Raw genomic sequence first — 17,403 nt, forward strand, 5'->3', positions numbered from 1 at the left:
AATATCAAATGTTCGATAGCAAGATCGGGGGCGGAGACGCCCATTCCATCCTGGTTCGAGGCCACGACCTGGTCAACGAGTTGTTCAACCGCGACTTTATCGACGTGCTTGCACTGGAGCTGTTGGGGGAGTTTCCTTCGCCCGAGCTCAAGCGCATGCTCAACCTGTTCCTGGTCAGCGCTACTGACCACGGCCTGACGCCTAGCGCCCTGTCCGCCCGCCTGACTTTGCATGGTGCGCCGGAAGCCATGCAGGGCGCGCTGGCCGCGGGCCTGCTGGGCGCGGGCAGCCGCTTTCTGGGCGTGATCGAATATGCCGCGCGCTTTTTGCGCGACGCGCTTCCCAAACAGGAAAGCTATACCGACGAGGAACTGCGCCAGTATGCAGAGGAGTGCGTCAAGGCCAACAAAGCCGCCAAGCGCAAGATTCCTGGCGTAGGACATCCCATCCATGTCGATGGCGATCCGCGCTGCGAAAAGATGTTCGAGATCGCCAAGGAATGCGGTTACTACGGTAACTACTCGCGTTTCGCGGTGGAGTTGGCCGCGGCAACGGCGCGCTTGTCTGGCCGCAAGGTCCCCTTGAATGCCACGGGGGCCAAGGGCGCGATTGTGCTGGACATGGGCTTGACGCCCGAACTGGGCAAGGCGCTGACCATGATTGGACGTTCCGTGGGACTGATGGCCCACATCATTGAGGAGCAGAGAAATCCGATTGGCCAGAAGGTGTGGGACATGGCTTCAGGCCATTCCGCACACGGCTAGCCATCGGATGATGGGGGCAGGTGACCGGAGCCGGGTGCCGTTGCGCGGCCAGCTATCCGGCCCTGCGGAACGTGAAGTTGATTCGTTCGGTGCCTAGCAGCGGATGTGTGCTTTCCTTGATGGGCGCGACGCCATGAAAGCGCAGCCGGTCGGCGCCGCCCCACACGGCGACGTCTCCATGGAAGAGCGGCACTCGTTCGGCTCGGTCCCCCGGCGCTGGCCGCCCCACAGAAAGACGGCAGGCACGCCCAACGATACCGAGACGATAGGGAAGGAAAAATCGCGCTCGTTCTTGTCCTGGTGCAGGGAGAGGCGGGTGCCGGGCCGGTAGCGGTTGATCAGGCAGGCATCTGGCGTGAAGCCTGCAAAGCCCGCTTGCGCGGCTGCATCGCACGCCAGCCGCATGAAAGGGGCAGGCAGTGTGGGCCAGGGACGGCCGCTGTCAGGGTCATTGGATGTATAGCGATAACCACGGGTGTCGCTGGTCCAACCGAGTGAGCCGCAGTTGGTGAGCGGCACCGACATGCGCTGGCCGCCGGGGGTGACCATATGCCGGAAGGGTGCCTCGGAGATGATAGTCTGGAGCGCGGGCCAGAGATCCGCGACATAAGCCTGCGCAAATCCTCGCAGGACCACAGCCTGGCTGCCCAGGCGTGTTTCGGTGCCGGCGAGAAAGTTTTCTTGATCGAACAGGGAAATAGTGTTCACGGTGGCCGGGATGCCTGATCAGCGCCTTGCCAGACGATAGACGCAAGCGGGGGAAGTTGCGCAAGACGATGTGGGTTCGCTTGGCTGTCAGGCCGGAGGCGTCGAGCACCCGCTGCGAAACCGGACAGCGAAAGCCATAGGTGAATAGATAGAGCGCGCCGTGCTCCGGCATGGCAGAGAACGCCGCTGCGAGGATTCTCCGGTGATAGGAGCTGGCCATGTTGCGCAGGGGCAAGCCGCAGATGGTGGCTTCTATGCCCCGCAGGGCGGGATGGTCGCGCCGGGGAAGGTTCTGGGCTGGGGCGTTCAGGACGGTTGCGCCTGGAAACTCATCTCTCAGATGATGGCTCATTTCAGCGTCGCTTTCAACCAGCACCAGGGCTGAGGCGTCCAGGCCGTTGCGCAGCAGAGCTCGGGTAAAAACCCCTGTACCTACCCCTAGTTCCAGGACTTTTCCGCTTTTTGAGGTGATGCCGGCCGTGATGGCTGCTGACAGCGCAGAACCGGACGGCGCCAACGCTCCCACGGATCGGGGGTTGGAGAGGAGCGCCCGAAAGAAGCGTCTGCGCTCTTGCAGCCATGCCCGCGATGGGCGGTGCTCAGGTTGGGAGGCGCCTGCTGCCTTGAACGAGGATGCAGAAGTCATAGTGTGGCTGGGGCGCCACTTCATCCCTTCCTCGCGAGTGCCGCGCCGCGGAGCCTGGATGAGGCGTCGCCTTGAGCTGAACAAGGTCACCATTATTGAGGCGATTCCCCGGTAACCCGATGAAAAAGAGTGCTAAGAATGATGTGGGAGGGCCGATCTTGGGCGTTCACGCAGGCGGCCATAGGTAGAGTAGCGCCGCCGTCATGACGAGGTAGCGCAGGAACTTGCCCGCCGCCATGTAGCAGGCGCAGGGAAGAAGCGGCATCTTCAGCCAGCCGGCGACCGCGCAAAGGGGGTCACCGATCACCGGCAGGAAAGAGAAAAGGCATGCCTTGGGGCCCAGCTTTTCCAGCCACTCAAGCGCTCGCAGATGCGTGGCTGAGTGCCGGTACTTGTCGACCACCTTGTGGGCGCCCAAACCCATCCACCAGCTCACCATGCCGCCCAGGGTATTGCCCGCCGTAGCCACCAGGATGGCGGGCCAGAACAAATGCGGGTTCAGTTTGATGAGGCCGAACACCGCGGGTTCCGACCCCAGGGGCAACAAGGTAGCCGAGACGAAGGCCACCGCGAATACCGTGGACAAGCCATATTCGGGTAGCGCGAGCGCATTGAGCAGGGATTGCAGCCAAGCTTCCATCAGGCGGGCTAGGGTGTGTCATCAATTAAAACCCTCACGCGCTGACTCGCCCTGGGGATGGATACGCGAAGGCAGGCGCAGGCCGTAGTGATCTACGGTCAAGCCTGCCGACAAAGTAGACGCCGCAGGGCGAGCCAGCCCGTAGGGTTGCCAGGCTGTGCGGTGCATGGCGTTGTTGCAGCTCGCTTGTGTACACCAGTACACGGCGCTCGCTGCGCCTAGCCCTGCACCGCACAGCCTGGCAACGCGTGAGGGTTTTAATTGATGACACACCCTAGTGTAGAGCGTATGGCAGATGATTCGTCATTTCGATTGCTGAAATTTTGAGCAGCTAGAATGGCCTCCTTCCAGCCGATCCCCTTTTCGCCCTCTCTTTTTTCGCGACCACTCCATGCAGATCGGTCCCCATGTTCTGCCGAACAACGTTTTCGTCGCGCCCATGGCGGGGGTGACGGATCGGCCGTTTCGCCAGCTATGCCGCAGCTTCGGCGCCGGCTATGCGGTGAGCGAGATGGTGACTTCGCGCAAGGATCTGTGGCATACGCTGAAGACGTCCCGGCGCGCTGATCATGCCGGCGAACCGGGGCCGATCGCGGTGCAGATCGCCGGCACCGATGCCGAGATGATGGCGGAGGCTGCGGCCTACAACATCGACCGCGGCGCGCAGATCATCGACATCAACATGGGCTGCCCCGCCAAGAAGGTGTGCAACAAATGGGCCGGTTCGGCGCTGATGCAGGATGAACCGCTGGCGCTGGAGATCATCGAAGCCGTGGTGGCGGCATGCGCGCCGAGCAATGTGCCCGTGACGCTGAAAATGCGTACCGGCTGGTGCGCGCGCGAGAAAAATGCCGTGCGCATTGCCCGCGCGGCAGAGGCGGCCGGCGTGCAGATGCTCACCGTTCATGGCCGCACGCGCGAACAGGGGTATAAAGGCGAGGCTGAATATGACACTATCGGAGCCGTCAAGGCCGCCGTGCGTGTACCTGTGGTGGCCAATGGAGACGTCGATTCGCCTGTCAAGGCGCGCGCCGTATTGGCGGCCACTGGCGCAGATGCGGTCATGATCGGCCGGGCCGCCCAGGGGCGGCCGTGGATCTTTCGCGAAGTCGTTCACCATTTGGCCACGGGTGCGCTGCTGGCGCCTCCGCCGGTTCTGGAGGTGCGCCGCGCATTGCTGGCGCATTTGCAGGACCATTACGCGCTTTATGGTGAACACACTGGCGTGAGATCGGCGCGCAAGCATATCGGCTGGATGCTACGCGGCCTGGCTGGCGGCGATGATCTTCGCGCCGCGGTCAACGCCCAGGAGGATGCCGGCGCCCAATGGCGTGCGGTGGATGAGTATTTGCAGGCGCTTGCCGAGCGTCACGAACGCTGGCCGAGTGACACAGCGCAGGACGTGCCTGCCAACGAGATGGAAACGCCACGACAACCATGAGCAAGAAACATATAGAGGAATGCGTGCGCGACAACCTGGAGGGTTATCTGCGCGACCTGCGAGGCACCGAGCCGAACGGCTTGTACGGCATGATGATGAAAGTGGTGGAGAAGCCGCTGCTCGACGTGGTCATGCAGCACGCAGAACACAACCAGTCGCGTGCAGCCGAATGGTTGGGAATGAACCGCAACACCCTGCGCAAGAAGCTGATGGAGCACAAGCTGATTTGATGAGGAGCGGAGGCCAGCCCTCGGTAGGGTGCGCGCGAGGTGCACGCCCTACAGATCCCCCTACGACGCTTCAGTTGCTTTCCTGAGCCGTACTTTTTCATTTTTCACAAGTCCAAGCATGAACGCCCTGATTTCCGTATCCGATAAAACCGGCATCACCGAGTTTGCCGCCGCGCTGGCGGCGCTCGGTGTCAACCTGCTGTCCACGGGCGGCACCGCCAAGCTGCTGGCCGATGCCGGCCTGGCGGTGACCGAGGTGGCCGAGGTCACTCGCTTTCCCGAAATGCTCGACGGCCGTGTGAAAACACTGCATCCGGCCGTGCATGGAGGCCTGCTGGCGCGGCGCGATCTGCCCGAGCACATGGAGGCGCTGCGGGAACACGGCATCGGCACCATCGACCTGCTGGTGGTCAATCTGTATCCATTCGAGGCCACGGTGGCCAAGGCGGGCTGCACCCTGGCTGATGCGATCGAGAACATCGACATCGGCGGGCCGGCCATGGTGCGTAGCGCGGCCAAGAACTGGCGCCATGTGGCGGTGCTGACCGACGCGGCGCAGTACCCCGGCGTCCTGGCTGAGCTCCAGGCCAACCAGGGCCGCTTGAGCGATGCCACCCGCTTTGCGCTGTCCGTGGCGGCTTTCAGCCGTATCAGCGATTACGACGGCGCCATCAGCGACTATTTGTCTGCCATCGATTTCAAGGAAGGCGCCGACAGCGAGGTGCCGGCCAGGCAACTTTTCCCGGCCCACAGCAACGGCCGCTTCACCAAGCTCCAGGATCTGCGTTACGGGGAGAACCCGCACCAGCAAGCCGCGTTCTACCGCGACCTGTATCCCGCACCTGGTTCGTTGGTCACGGCGGAGCAATTGCAGGGCAAGGAGCTCAGCTACAACAATATCGCCGATGCCGATGCCGCCTGGGAGTGCGTGAAGCAGTTCACCGCGCCGGCCTGCGTGATCGTCAAGCATGCCAACCCGTGTGGCGTGGCCGTGGGTACCGATGCGCTCGCCGCCTATGGCAAGGCTTTCCAGACCGATCCCACCAGCGCCTTTGGCGGCATCATCGCGTTCAACGTGCCGGTGGATGAGCATGCCGCGCAGCAGGTGAGCAAGCAGTTCGTGGAAGTGCTGATGGCGCCTGAGTTCACGCCCGAGGCACTGGCCGTGTTCAAGGCCAAGGCCAATGTGCGCGTGCTGCGGATTTCGCTGGAAGGCGTGCAGCGCGACGGCCAGACGGATTGGGCGCGCGGCCACAACGCCATGGATGTCAAGCGCGTGGGCTCCGGCCTGCTGATGCAGACGGCCGACAACCGCGAGCTGGCGCTGGCCGAGCTGAAGGTGGTGACCAAGCTTCAGCCCACGCCTGAACAGTTGCAGGATCTGCTCTTCGCCTGGAAGGTAGCCAAGTTCGTCAAGAGCAATGCCATTGTGTTCTGCAAGGACGGTATGACCATGGGTGTCGGCGCCGGGCAGATGAGCCGGCTGGACTCGGCTCGCATTGCCAGCATCAAGGCCGGGCACGCCAATCTTTCATTGCAGGGTTCGGCCGTGGCCAGCGACGCCTTCTTCCCGTTCCGCGACGGGCTCGACGTGGTGATCGATCACGGCGCCACCTGCGTTATTCAACCCGGTGGCTCGATGCGCGATGCCGAGGTGATCGCCGCTGCTGACGAGCGCGGCGTGGCCATGGTGTTCTCGGGCGTACGGCACTTCCGGCACTGAACGGCCTGCTGTTCAAGACCTGGTGAGTTCCGAGAGAAACTCACTTTGGTGTTACAAATTTCCCGCGAAATGCTTGAAAAATGAGGCTATCAACTAAATAGTTTTGTCTCATTTTTGCCTCTCCAGCGAGGCCTTTAGTGCTTGATGGTTAAAAAAAGTGCCAAGAAGTTGGCACTTTTTTAATTTTTGACCAGCCGTTTACACATGTGAACAAATGGCAACCATACACTCGCGCCGCTCTAGCCCGAGTGTGAACAGGTTGGAGCAAAGAGCGGTGTGAAAGCCGCTGTTGTTTATCTCCTCAAGCACTGGATTTTTATGTTCAAGCAAGTGATTTCTACTGTCGCGCTGGCAGTTTTGGCTGTGTTCTCTGGCCAGGCAATGGCTGCTGATGCGGTCTCCCCTACGGCTACCGCGACATTCCAGGTCAAGATGACCATTGTCAAGGCCTGCTCGGTGACGGCGGGCACCGCCTCCGACATCGATCTCGGTTCGGTACTCTCGACGGCCGTCAATGTCAGCGGCTCCAATACCATCAGCGTGACGTGTTCCAAGAACACGCCGTACTTCATCGGCCTGCAGCCTACCGGCACCAATACGAATGGCGCGGGTGAAATGGTCAGCGCCACGACTACCGACAAAGTGCCTTATCAATTGCACTCCGCCTCGGCTACAGGTCCGGTCTGGGGCAACACTGCCACGCCTACCGCGGTAGGCAATGGTGTGGCTGACACGGGCACCGGCGCGGCGAAAACCCACACGGTCTATGCGGTGGCCGCCAGTGCAAACTTCACGCCGGGCAGCTACGCTGACACCGTGACCGTGACGATCAACTACTGATCCTGGATGGGTGGCAGAGTGAACATTGTGCGTTTCATCGTGTTGGCCTGCGCTTTGCTGGCAGGTGGAGTTGCCGGTGCGGCCGGCTTGCAAGTCGCGCCTGTCACTCTGACGCTCCAACCTGCCCAGCAGGCTGACGGCCTGTGGCTTTCCAATACCGGCGATGCGCCATTGGATGCCCAGGTGCGTGTGTTTCGCTGGACGCAGGCAGGCGGCGAAGATCGGCTGGAGCCGACGCGTGAAGTGATCGTGAGCCCCCCCATGCTGCAATTGCCGGCGCAAGGCCGCCAGTTGGTGCGCGTGATCCGCAGCGGGCCGCCGCCAGCAGGCACGGCTGAAGAGGCCTACCGCGTGCTGATCGATGAGTTGCCGCTGCCGCCTCCCCAGGTGGGGCAGGCCTCGTCCTCCGTGCCCGCGCCATCGGGTGCGGGCAAGGGCCTGAATTTCGTGATGAGGCACTCTTTGCCCATTTTCATCTCCCCCGCAGGCGCGCCGGCAAGTCCGCCGCAACTGAAGTGGTCTCTACAGCGCCAGGGGACGCAAGCCGTGCTCGAAGTAGCCAATACCGGTGGCACGCATGCGCAGCTGGCTGATTTGATTTTTACGGATGAAGCTGGGCGTTCCACGCCTGTTCACCCTGGCTTGCTGGGCTATGTATTGCCTGGCACTACCATGCGCTGGCCGCTCAAGGTGCAGCCCTCCACGTTTGTGGCCCAAGGCCGCTGGCAGGTCATGATCAATGGCAGTACGACCGAACAAGATGTTGCACCGCTGGATCGGTAGGGCTGGAAAGGCGTCGTGGGTGATGATGGCGCTGGCCGCGTCAGCCGCGGCCGCCGCGGCTGACGCGCCAGCATCCGTGCCTGCGCCTTCCCGTGCCGATCCTCGGGGGACGGCGCGCGGCGAACTTGAGCTTTTCCTTGAGGTTTCGCTCAACGGCATGGCGCGTGGGCTGCAGCCCTTCAAGGACCGCGCGGGCGAACTGTGGACGAGCGCCGATGTGCTGCGCCAGTTGGGCTTTGTGCTGCCGGAGGGGACTGCTGCCGACCAGCGCCTTCTCGCGTTGCCTGGCGTGCAGGCGCAGTACGACGCGCAGCGCCAGCGCGTGTCGATCACCGCGCCGCTGGCAATGCTGCAACTGCCTACCACCGTGGTCAGCGCGCCCGGAGTAATGGGCCAGTCTCCCAGCACTTCCGCGGGGCTGCTGCTCAACTACGACCTCTATGGTACCCAGAGCAGCACGACAAGCCTGGGGGCGTTCACGGAATTGCGCGCCTTCAGCGGAGAGTCCGTACTTAGCAACACGGCGCTGCTTCAGCATGCCAGCGGCCAGTCTGCCAGCACGCAGCAACAGGGATTGGTGAGGCTGGACAGCACCTGGAGCCGCTCATTCCCGGAGCAGATGCTCACCGTGCGCGTGGGGGACACATTCACAGGGGCGCTGCCATGGTCGCGCGCCACGCGTATTGGGGGTATTCAACTGGCGCGCAACTTCGGGTTGCAGCCTTACCGCCAGACCGCACCGCTGCCCAGCTTCATCGGATCGGCCACCCTTCCGTCGGAGGTGGAGCTGTTCGTGAATGGCATGCGGCAATACAACGGACAGGTGCCGGCGGGGCCCTTTCAACTCAACACCTTGCCGAGCGTCAACAGCTCTGGTACGGCTCAGGTGGTGCTTACTGACGCGCTGGGCCGTGCCACCACGCTGGATTTTTCGCTTTACGACAGTGGCCGCCTGTTGGCTCCAGGCCTTACGGATTGGACGGTAGATATAGGCGCGGTGCGCCGCAACTACGGCCTGAGCTCATTCGACTATGGCAGGGAGCCGGTGCTGACCGGTACCTGGCGCCGCGGCATGAGCAACCAGTTCACGCTGGAAGGGCACGCCGAGGCCATGCGCGGGCTGACCTTGGCGGGCTTGGGCGGGGTGGCGCAATTGGGGAGCGCGGGCTTGGTGTCAGCGGCGCTTTCACGCAGCCAGCACCGGGAAGGCAATGGCACGCAGGCCAGCCTGAGCTGGAGCTGGATTCAGCAGCGGTTCAATGCCGGCCTGAGCGCCACACGGACTCAGGGCGACTACCGCGACGTGGCGACACAGTATGGTTCCGCGCCGGCCAGAGCCAGCGGCCGCGCGACGATCGGCTACAGCACGGCTGAGCTGGGCAGTTTTAATCTCAGCTATTTTTATTACCATCCGGTTGATCAGGCTTCGACGCGCTACGCCAGCCTGAACTGGTCTCGCTCGTTCGGGCGTTCGGTTTCCCTGTCGGCTGGGATGAACCAGAATTTGAACAACCGCAGCGAGCGCAGCATGTTCATCACGCTGAACTGGCTGCTGGATACGCGCACGAGTGTCGGCGCCAGCGTGCAGCACGATGCGCAGGCTGGTACGACAGGCATGTTCACGGCGCAGCAGTCCGCACCCAGCGAAGGCGGTTGGGGGTGGCGTACCGCCGCGCGCGCGGGTGGCAGTGCCGCCGGCGGGCAGGCTGAGATCAATTACCTGGGCCGCTATGGCAGCGCGCAAGCGGGTCTCAGCGATTTCGGCCATGGCAGCCGCTATGGCTACGTGGGCGCCAGCGGTTCTTTGGTCATGATGGGCGGGCATGCCTTTGCCGCGCGGCGGATCGACAGTGCATTTGCGGTGGTCGATACCGATGGGGTGGCGGGCGTGCCGGTGAAGCTGGAAAACCGCTTGATAGGTGAAACGGATGAACGTGGCCTGTTGCTGGTGGTGCCCGTCAATGCCTATCAGAACAACAAGCTGGCGATCGATCCCATGCAATTGCCGGCCGATGTCCGCCTTGATCGCACCGATGCGGTATTCACGCCGAGCGACCGCGCGGGCTCGCAGGTACGCTTTGGCATCACGCCGGTGCGGGCGGCGAACGTGGCGCTGGTCGATGGCAAGGGCCAGCCTTTGCCTTTGGGGAGCCGGGTGCACCTGAATGGCCAAGGCGGTGAAGGCGCTGTGGTCGGATATGACGGGATGGTGTATCTGGATACGCTGGATGAGGACAATGCACTCTCTGTCCAGACGCCCGCGGGGGCATGCAAGGCGCGCTTGACATGGCGCAGGTCGCCGGATGGCGTGGCGCAGGTGGGGCCGCTGGCCTGCTTGCCCTGAGGCGGTGTGAACATACAAGGATGCATGGTGTGAAGACAATAGGCTGTGGAGTGTTCCGGTGCTGGCGTTGGCTGCTGGCGGTGTGCTTGCTGTCGGGTATGTGCACCGTGGCGCAGGCACAGTGCTACAACGGCGGCAACCTGGACGTGGTTTTCGGGACCGTGAGCGTGGGAAGCAGCGCCTTCGCCACAGGGAATGCGCCATTCAACTGCCAGTCCAATGGCACCACGAGCTACTTCAAGGCCTGTCTTTACGTGGCCGAGGGGCCTGGGAACCTGTCGGGCGTGAACCCGAGGCAGATGACCAACTACAACAGTGGCTCGCTGGCTTACACCCTTTACTCGGATTCGAGCCGCAGCAACGTACTGGGGCCGCAGGGCGGGAGTTACACGGTATATGAGAAAACACTGACGATCGCGGGCAGTTCGTCTGCCCTGGTGCCGTTGAATTTTCCGGTCTACGGACGCGTGGGGCCGGTGCCCGCGGGTACGGCGGCGGGCAACTACGAGGCACCATTCAATGGCGTCTTCATGGTCTATTCCGTGAACCGCAATGGCACGTTTCCGTCGAGCTGCACGGCAAATAGCGGTTCAGGCAATTCCGGCACGGTGAACATGGCCTTCAAGGCCACGGCCAGTGTCTCCAATAGCTGTGCCGTGGGGGTGAGCGCCACTGATCTGAATTTCGGCAGCGTGTCATCGCTCGCTTCTCCGGTTGATGGAACCTCCTCCATCACGATGACCTGCCCGCCAAACACGAGCTGGACGCTGGGTTTGAGCTACGGCGTGAACGCGTCCGGCACGCAGCGCCGCATGGCCGGCCCTTCAGGAAGCTATGTGAGCTACGGACTCTACCGGGACGCCAACCGTACCCAGATCTGGGACAACAGCAGCAACATGGTCACGGGCAGCGGCGGAAGTCCGGGCAGCGTCACGGTTTATGGCCGTGTGCCGGCGCAGCCGGAGTCCAGCCCCGGCAGCTACAGCGATACAGTGACGGTCACACTCACCTATTGACCATTGAGGGTGCGCGTGCCGAAAGGGCGTTACTTGGGCGCCAGCTCTTTGAAGATTTCTTTGGCCGCCGCCACGGTGGCCGCAATATCTTCATCAGTGTGCGCGGCGCTCACGAATCCGGCTTCATACAAAGCGGGCGCGATATAGACACCACGGTCAAGCAGCCCATGGAAGAGCAGGTTGAACCGGCCTGAGTCGCTCTTCATCACTTCGGTGTAGTTGTGCGGCAACTCGGGCAGCAGGAAAAAGCCGAACATGCCCCCTTCGCAATCGGCCGAGAAAGGCAGGCCTTCAGCCGCGGCCGCGTTCTTCAAGCCATCAACGAGCGCGTGCGTCTTGCGTGAAAGATCGTCGAAGAATCCGGGTTTTCTGATCTCTCTCAGCGTGGCCAGGCCGCAGGCGGTGGCCACCGGGTTGCCGCTCAGGGTGCCGGCTTGATAGACAGGCCCCAGGGGCGCGAGTTGTTCCATCACCGAGCGTTTGCCGCCGAAGGCCGCCAACGGCATGCCACCGCCGATGACTTTACCCATGACGGTCAGGTCGGGTTCGAAGCCCGGGATTTGCTTGGCATACACGCTCTGCGCACTGCCCAGCGCCACGCGGCAGCCAGTCATGACTTCGTCGTAGATGAGGAGCGCGCCGTGCTGTGTGCACAGTTCGCGGCAACGGCGGGTGAATTCCACCGAGGCGCGGACGAAATTCATATTGCCCGCGATGGGTTCGATGATGAGGCCGGCGATGTCCTTGCCATGCAGCGCGAAAGCCTCTTCGAGCTGGGCCACGTTGTTGTATTCCAGCACCATGGTGTGCTGCACCACCTCGGGCGGCACGCCAGCACTGGTCGGGTTGCCAAAGGTGGCCAGCCCGGAACCTGCCTTGACCAGCAGCGCATCGGCGTGGCCGTGGTAGCAGCCCTCGAACTTGATGATCCTGCTGCGGCCGGTGGCGCCGCGCGCCAGCCGGATGGCGGTCATGCCCGCTTCCGTGCCGGAGCTGACCAGGCGCAGCATCTCCATGGAGGGCACCAGCGAGAGAATTTCCTCGGCCAGCTCGATCTCCCGCTCGGTGGGCGCGCCAAACGAAAAGCCCTCGGTGGCGGCTTTCTGCACGGCCTCCAGCACGGCCGGATGGCCGTGGCCCAGGATCATGGGGCCCCAGGAACCGATGTAATCAATATAGCGCTGGCCGTTCGCGTCCCAGAAGTACTGGCCTTGTGCGCGCTGCACGAAGCGCGGCGTGCCGCCGACTGCCCGGAAGGCACGGACCGGCGAGTTGACGCCGCCCGGGATGACCTGGCGCGCGCGCGCCATCAGTGATTCGTTGAGATCAGTGTTTGGTTTCATTGAAAGGGTCTGGAATATCGGTGGAAGGCGAGGCGTCGGCATCAGCCTCCAGCACGCTGTCGTCGGTCTCGGCCCAGAAGAGGCGGTCTGCCACGGCATGGCCCATGCCGGGGTGAAAACCGTGGTCGAGCGATTGATCGACGTACTGTAGTGCCTCCAGGGTGGCTTCGGTCAGGTCGGAGCCCATGGCCAGCAGGGCCGCCAGCGCGGCGGAAAGGATGTCGCCCGCGCCCAGGAAAGAGGCGTCGATGCGCTCGAATGTCTGGGTGCAGAGCTCCGCTTGCGGCGAAGCCAGCACGTTGCCTATCTGGCCGTCAGGCAATGCCAGCCCCGTGGCCAGCACGTAGGAAACGCCCAGTTCCGCGGCCGCACGCGCAAGATCGGTGGCGCGCGCATGGCGATGGGTGGTGGACTCCGGAAGCAGCCAATGCCGCAGGGTGCTGTTGTTTCCAACCAACACTGCGGTTTGCGGCAGCAGAAGCTCGCGGAAAGCATCCAGGTAATTGTCGATCTCCTGGTCGTCCCACCAGGAGAGGTCGGGCATGTAGGCGATCAGCGGTATGTCCGAGTAGTCGGCCGCGAAGGCGGCGATGGCGGCCACGGCTTCGGCGCTGCCCGCGAAGCCGACCTTGATGACCTGCAGCGGTACATCTTCGGCCACCATTCGGGCCTGCTCGGCCACGGCTGCATCGTCGAGGGCAGCATGGCCAATGGTTTCGCGGGTGTCGCGCAGATAGGCGCCTGTGGCCACGGGCAAGGCATGCGCGCCCACCGACGCGATCACCAGCGCATCGCCAGCTAAGCCGCCAGCGCCGGTAGGGTCGCTGGCGTTGAAACTCAGTACACAGGGGAGGGGGCTTCGCCAGCCGGGTCGGTAGGGTCCATCAGTCATTATCCCCACGCGCCGGCATAGTGTCGCTAACTTGCGACGGGGGCGCGCGGGTTCGAGCCATCTAGCGTAAATCAAGCCACGTAAGGGTAGGCGCGCTATGTAGGTGGCGCACCCATCGATACAATCGATTGCATTTTAAGCGAGTGCAACTTAAGCTGTAATGGAAACGAAAACTTGGATGTGCCTGATCTGCGGATGGATCTACGACGAAGCGGCCGGTTCGCCTGAGCATGGCATTGCCCCTGGGACCCCTTGGGACCAGGTGCCCATGAACTGGACCTGCCCCGAATGCGGGGCCAGGAAAGAGGACTTCGAGATGATCCAGATCTAAGAGCGTACGCACGTTCTTCTAGGCTGCGCTCCCCCGCGGCTTCGCCTGCCCGATGGGGCCTGGTACATCGGAATCATAGGAGGACAGGGTGGAGTTGAACGGAGCGAGGAAGGTGTTGGTCATTGATGACAGCAACACCATACGGCGCAGCGCCGAGATTTTTCTCAAACAGGGTGGCCATGAGGTCATGTTGGCTGAGGACGGCTTTGACGCGCTTGCGAAAGTCAACGACAACCGGCCGGATTTGATCTTCTGCGACATCCTGATGCCGCGGCTGGACGGCTATCAGACCTGCGCCATCATCAAACGAAACGAAAAGTTCGCAACCACGCCGGTGGTCATGCTGTCGTCGAAGGATGGCGTGTTCGACAAGGCGCGCGGCCGCATGGTCGGCTCGCAGGAATACCTCACCAAACCTTTTACCAAGGACCAGTTGCTGCAGGCCGTGCAGCAGTTCGGCTCCCCTAACCAGAAAGCCCTGTGATGCCGATCCGCAATGTGTTGGTCGTGGACGACTCCAAGACGGAGTTGATGTATCTGGGAGAAATTCTCTCCAGGGCGGGGTTTGCCGTCACGACGGCCGAAAACAGCGACGAGGCGCGCCGCCGCCTTGACGAAGCCAAGCCGGACCTGATCCTGATGGATGTCGTGATGCCGGGGCAGAACGGTTTTCAGTTCACCCGCAGTCTTGTGCGCGACCCGCAGTTTGCCGATGTGCCCATCATCATCTGCACCAGCAAGAACCAGGAAACTGACCGCGTCTGGGGTATGCGCCAGGGCGCGCGCGACTACATCACCAAGCCGGTCAACGAGACCGAACTCCTCTCGAAAATCAAGGCCCTGGACTGAGCCGTACCAGGGAGCAGTACTAGGGTATGGCATCCAAACAGGCACTTCGAGAGTTCCAAAGCCGCCTGACTGAGCGCCTTCAATCGGCGCGCACTTCAGGGGGGCTGCGTCATGGCTGGCTGTTGAAGCCGGGGCATCGCGGCTGCTGTTTCCGCTCAGCCATGCGGGAGAAATTTTTGCCTGGACCCAGGTCCGGCCCGTGCCTTATGCGCACGAGTGGTTCATGGGCGTGGCCAACCTGCGCGGTGGATTGTTCGGCGTGGTAGATCTTGCCGCCTTCTCGAGCGGCGGGGACATTCCCGCCCGCAGCGAGGTGCAATTGGGGCAGTGCCATCTGGTGGCCCTCAATCCCTTGCTGGAGGTCAACTGCGCTTTGCTGGTCGATCGCCTTCTGGGGCTGCGCACCACCGACGCCTTTGCCGCCTCGGCGTCTCCGGCCGTGGGGGCTCCACCCTATTTTGGCCACGTCTATACGGATGCGGCAGGGGCCGAATGGCAGGAAATCAACCTGCAAGCCCTCTCGCAGCATCCTGCCTTTCTGAGTATTGGCGTCTGAAACTTCCCGAAGGTCCATCCATGTCGCTTGCCGATCAACTTTCAAGCCTGACCAAGAAAAAAGCGCGAGAGCCGCGAGACGAGGCTGTCGCCCACCTCGGGACGAATTTCGGGGCGCTGGGGGGAGGCGCTGCTGTGTTGTCTCCCGATCTTGACCTGACATCCGATGACGCGGATGCAGCGCCGCGGCAGGCCCCAGTGGAAGATATTGGCCTGAGCCAGCGCGAGACCGAATCTTTCACCGTGCCGCTGCTGGGTACGCGAACAGCGCTTCAGCATCAGCGGCTGCTGTCGATTCTGCTCGGGTTTTCGTTGATCGTGTTGGCCATGGCGGTGTACCTGACGGTCTCCAAATCCAACACGGAAGCGCAGCAGGTCGGGGCGGCGGGCCAGGCGCTGGTGCAAGCCCAGCGGATGGCCAAATCCGTGTCGCAGGCGGTTCTGGGCAATGCCCAGGCGTTCCCTGAACTCAAGGACAGCAGCGCGGCTCTGGCAACGGAAGTGCGCGGCTTGCGGACGGGCAGCGAAGAGACCGTGGCGCTCAGTACGGCCTACCAGGAAGAACTGGGCAAGATCTCCACCATGGTGGACCGGGCGGAAAAGAGTACCGCCGTGGTGGTTGGCCAGCAGAAAACGCTGACTCAAGTGGGCGCGTCTCTGCGGGCCATCAGCCGCCAATCGTCCGACCTGCTGGAAATCGCAGAGACTGTTTCCTCGCTGAAGCTGCAGCAGAACGCGTCTGCCACCGAGACCGCCGCCGCCGGCCAGCTCGTCATGCTGACCCAGCGTATCGGCAAGTCCGCCAACGAGTTCCTGACCCTGGATGGCGTGAGCCCCGAAGCGGTGTTTCTGCTCGGCAAGGACTTGAACACCTTCAAGGAAGTGGGCGAGGCCTTGCTTTCAGGCAACGCGGATCTGCGTCTGACGCCAGCGAAGGATGAGCAGACGCGTGAGCGCTTGACCGCGCTGCTCAAGACCTACGAAGAGACGAAGACAAAGGCGGACGGTATTCTTGGCAACCTTCAGGGCCTGGTGGCGGCGCGCGACGCTGAAACCGCGATCGTGAATGACAGTGAGCCGCTGCGCCAGGCGCTGAACGGGCTGCAGGCGCGCCTGTCCGACGAGTCAGGTCTGAGCTGGCTGAGCCTGCTGGCATTGGTTCTGTCGGGCGTGCTGGCTGTGCTCTCAGCCATTGGTCTGGCCTACGTGCAACTGCAGGAAAGCCGCTGGCGGCAGGGCGTCGCTGAGCAGCAGCGCCATTCGGCCGAGCAGCAGGAGCAGGAAGCCAAGCGCGTGAACGACGCCAACCAGGCTGCGATCTTGCGCCTGATGAACGAGTTGCAGACCGTGGCCGAAGGCGATCTGACGCAGGAAGCCACGGTGACCGAGGACATCACCGGCGCCATTGCCGATTCGGTGAACTACACCGTGGAGGAACTTCGTTCGCTGGTGGGCAACGTGCAAAGCACGGCTACGAAAGTGGCGCAGACCACCTCCCGCGTGGAAAGCACTTCCAACGAACTGCTGGCCACCTCGACAGAGCAGTTGCGCGAGATCCGCGAAACCGGCCAGTCCGTGCTCGACATGGCGACCCGAATCAACGAAGTGTCCGCGCAGGCACAGGAATCCGCTTCGGTGGCCCGGCAGTCGCTGCAAGCTGCTGAGTCAGGCCTTACGGCGGTGCATGACGCCATCGGCGGTATGAATGCGATCCGTGACCAGATCCAGGAAACTTCCAAGCGGATCAAGCGGCTGGGGGAATCATCCCAGGAGATCGGTGAAATCACGGAACTGATCGCCGACATTACCGAGCAGACCAACGTGCTGGCGCTGAACGCAGCCATTCAGGCGGCTTCGGCGGGCGAAGCCGGCCGGGGCTTCTCGGTGGTGGCGGAAGAGGTGCAGCGGTTGGCCGAACGCTCGGGCGACGCCACGCGGCAGATCGCGACGCTGGTGAAAACCATTCAGACCGATACGCAGGATGCGGTGGCCGCCATGGAGCGCTCCACGCAGGGGGTGGTGCAGGGCGCCCGGCTGTCCGACAACGCCGGTACCGCGCTTTCGGAGATCGACCGGGTGTCGCGCCGTCTGGCGGAGCTGATCGAGCAGATTTCCGCTTCGGCTTCGCAGGAAGCCACCCAGGCCAACGAGGTGGCCAGCAACATCCAGCACATTTTTGCCGTGACTGAACAGACCGGCGAAAGCACGCGCACCACAGCCACCCAGGTGCGCGATCTGGCGCGCATGGCTGACGAGCTCCGCCAATCGGTGGCGCGATTCAAGATCGGTTGATCTCTG

At 62.8% G+C, this 17,403-nt stretch carries 16 protein-coding genes and 2 pseudogenes; 13 read left to right on the forward strand and 5 right to left on the reverse strand.

The window, feature by feature from the left end:
• Positions 1 to 8 precede the first annotated feature (8 nt).
• Positions 9 to 764, forward strand: a complete 756-nt coding sequence (locus WJU18_RS08005; RefSeq protein ID WP_423459569.1) for a citryl-CoA lyase — start codon at positions 9 to 11, stop codon at positions 762 to 764.
• Positions 765 to 816: 52 nt separating this feature from the next.
• Here the strand turns inward: WJU18_RS08005 and alkB are convergent.
• The 3 genes and pseudogenes from alkB to WJU18_RS08020 form a co-directional block, all read right to left on the reverse strand.
• Positions 817 to 1,472: pseudogene (gene alkB / locus WJU18_RS08010) on the reverse strand (DNA oxidative demethylase AlkB).
• Between the two features lie 812 nt (positions 1,473 to 2,284).
• Positions 2,285 to 2,758: a YqaA family protein gene (locus tag WJU18_RS08015; protein ID WP_423459570.1), complete on the reverse strand. Its 474-nt coding sequence runs from the start codon at positions 2,756 to 2,758 to the stop codon at positions 2,285 to 2,287.
• Between the two features lie 21 nt (positions 2,759 to 2,779).
• Positions 2,780 to 2,926: a hypothetical protein gene (locus tag WJU18_RS08020; protein ID WP_423459571.1), complete on the reverse strand. Its 147-nt coding sequence runs from the start codon at positions 2,924 to 2,926 to the stop codon at positions 2,780 to 2,782.
• Between the two features lie 223 nt (positions 2,927 to 3,149).
• Between WJU18_RS08020 and dusB the strand changes: the two genes are divergently transcribed.
• The 7 genes from dusB (at position 3,150) to WJU18_RS08055 (ending at position 11,135) form a co-directional block, all read left to right on the forward strand.
• Entirely contained in the window at positions 3,150 to 4,199 is a 1,050-nt protein-coding gene (gene dusB, locus WJU18_RS08025; RefSeq protein WP_423459572.1) for a tRNA dihydrouridine synthase DusB, read from the forward strand.
• Positions 4,196 to 4,429, forward strand: coding sequence for a helix-turn-helix domain-containing protein (locus tag WJU18_RS08030; protein WP_423459573.1), 234 nt, complete (start codon positions 4,196 to 4,198; stop codon positions 4,427 to 4,429). Before dusB ends, WJU18_RS08030 begins: the two co-directional genes overlap by 4 nt.
• Before the next feature lie 118 nt (positions 4,430 to 4,547).
• Positions 4,548 to 6,152, forward strand: a complete 1,605-nt coding sequence (purH, locus tag WJU18_RS08035; protein WP_423459574.1) for a bifunctional phosphoribosylaminoimidazolecarboxamide formyltransferase/IMP cyclohydrolase — start codon at positions 4,548 to 4,550, stop codon at positions 6,150 to 6,152.
• A 318-nt stretch (positions 6,153 to 6,470) separates the two neighbouring features.
• Positions 6,471 to 6,992 carry a Csu type fimbrial protein gene (locus WJU18_RS08040; RefSeq protein ID WP_423459575.1) on the forward strand — a complete coding sequence of 174 codons (522 nt, stop codon included), beginning with the start codon at positions 6,471 to 6,473 and terminating at the stop codon, positions 6,990 to 6,992.
• Between the two features lie 18 nt (positions 6,993 to 7,010).
• Positions 7,011 to 7,775 (forward strand): fimbrial biogenesis chaperone, encoded by a 765-nt coding sequence (locus WJU18_RS08045; RefSeq protein ID WP_423459576.1) that lies wholly within the window; start codon positions 7,011 to 7,013, stop codon positions 7,773 to 7,775.
• Positions 7,732 to 10,119, forward strand: coding sequence for a fimbria/pilus outer membrane usher protein (locus WJU18_RS08050; RefSeq protein WP_423459577.1), 2,388 nt, complete (start codon positions 7,732 to 7,734; stop codon positions 10,117 to 10,119). Before WJU18_RS08045 ends, WJU18_RS08050 begins: the two co-directional genes overlap by 44 nt.
• Positions 10,120 to 10,148: 29 nt before the next feature.
• Positions 10,149 to 11,135 carry a Csu type fimbrial protein gene (locus WJU18_RS08055; protein WP_423459578.1) on the forward strand — a complete coding sequence of 329 codons (987 nt, stop codon included), beginning with the start codon at positions 10,149 to 10,151 and terminating at the stop codon, positions 11,133 to 11,135.
• Positions 11,136 to 11,164: 29 nt separating this feature from the next.
• Here the strand turns inward: WJU18_RS08055 and hemL are convergent, their stop codons facing one another.
• On the reverse strand, positions 11,165 to 12,478 hold the full coding sequence (gene hemL, locus WJU18_RS08060) for a glutamate-1-semialdehyde 2,1-aminomutase (protein WP_423459579.1): 1,314 nt from the start codon (positions 12,476 to 12,478) through the stop codon (positions 11,165 to 11,167).
• Positions 12,462 to 13,370 carry a bifunctional hydroxymethylpyrimidine kinase/phosphomethylpyrimidine kinase gene (gene thiD, locus WJU18_RS08065; RefSeq protein WP_423459580.1) on the reverse strand — a complete coding sequence of 303 codons (909 nt, stop codon included), beginning with the start codon at positions 13,368 to 13,370 and terminating at the stop codon, positions 12,462 to 12,464. Before thiD ends, hemL begins: the two co-directional genes overlap by 17 nt.
• Positions 13,371 to 13,530: 160 nt before the next feature.
• Between thiD and WJU18_RS08070 the strand changes: the two genes are divergently transcribed.
• The 5 genes and pseudogenes from WJU18_RS08070 (at position 13,531) to WJU18_RS08090 (ending at position 17,397) form a co-directional block, all read left to right on the forward strand.
• On the forward strand, positions 13,531 to 13,701 hold the full coding sequence (locus tag WJU18_RS08070; RefSeq protein ID WP_423459581.1) for a rubredoxin: 171 nt from the start codon (positions 13,531 to 13,533) through the stop codon (positions 13,699 to 13,701).
• 88 nt (positions 13,702 to 13,789) lie between these two features.
• Positions 13,790 to 14,185, forward strand: a complete 396-nt coding sequence (locus WJU18_RS08075) for a response regulator (protein ID WP_423459582.1) — start codon at positions 13,790 to 13,792, stop codon at positions 14,183 to 14,185.
• Positions 14,185 to 14,550, forward strand: a complete 366-nt coding sequence (locus WJU18_RS08080) for a response regulator (protein WP_423459583.1) — start codon at positions 14,185 to 14,187, stop codon at positions 14,548 to 14,550. The genes WJU18_RS08075 and WJU18_RS08080 overlap by 1 nt, the downstream gene beginning before the upstream one ends.
• Positions 14,551 to 14,576: 26 nt before the next feature.
• Positions 14,577 to 15,106: pseudogene (locus WJU18_RS08085) on the forward strand (chemotaxis protein CheW).
• 20 nt (positions 15,107 to 15,126) lie between these two features.
• Positions 15,127 to 17,397 carry a methyl-accepting chemotaxis protein gene (locus WJU18_RS08090; protein WP_423459584.1) on the forward strand — a complete coding sequence of 757 codons (2,271 nt, stop codon included), beginning with the start codon at positions 15,127 to 15,129 and terminating at the stop codon, positions 17,395 to 17,397.
• Positions 17,398 to 17,403: the final 6 nt, after the last annotated feature.

The organism is Ottowia sp. VDI28, assembly GCF_049532675.1.
GTDB lineage: Bacteria > Pseudomonadota > Gammaproteobacteria > Burkholderiales > Burkholderiaceae_C > Ottowia.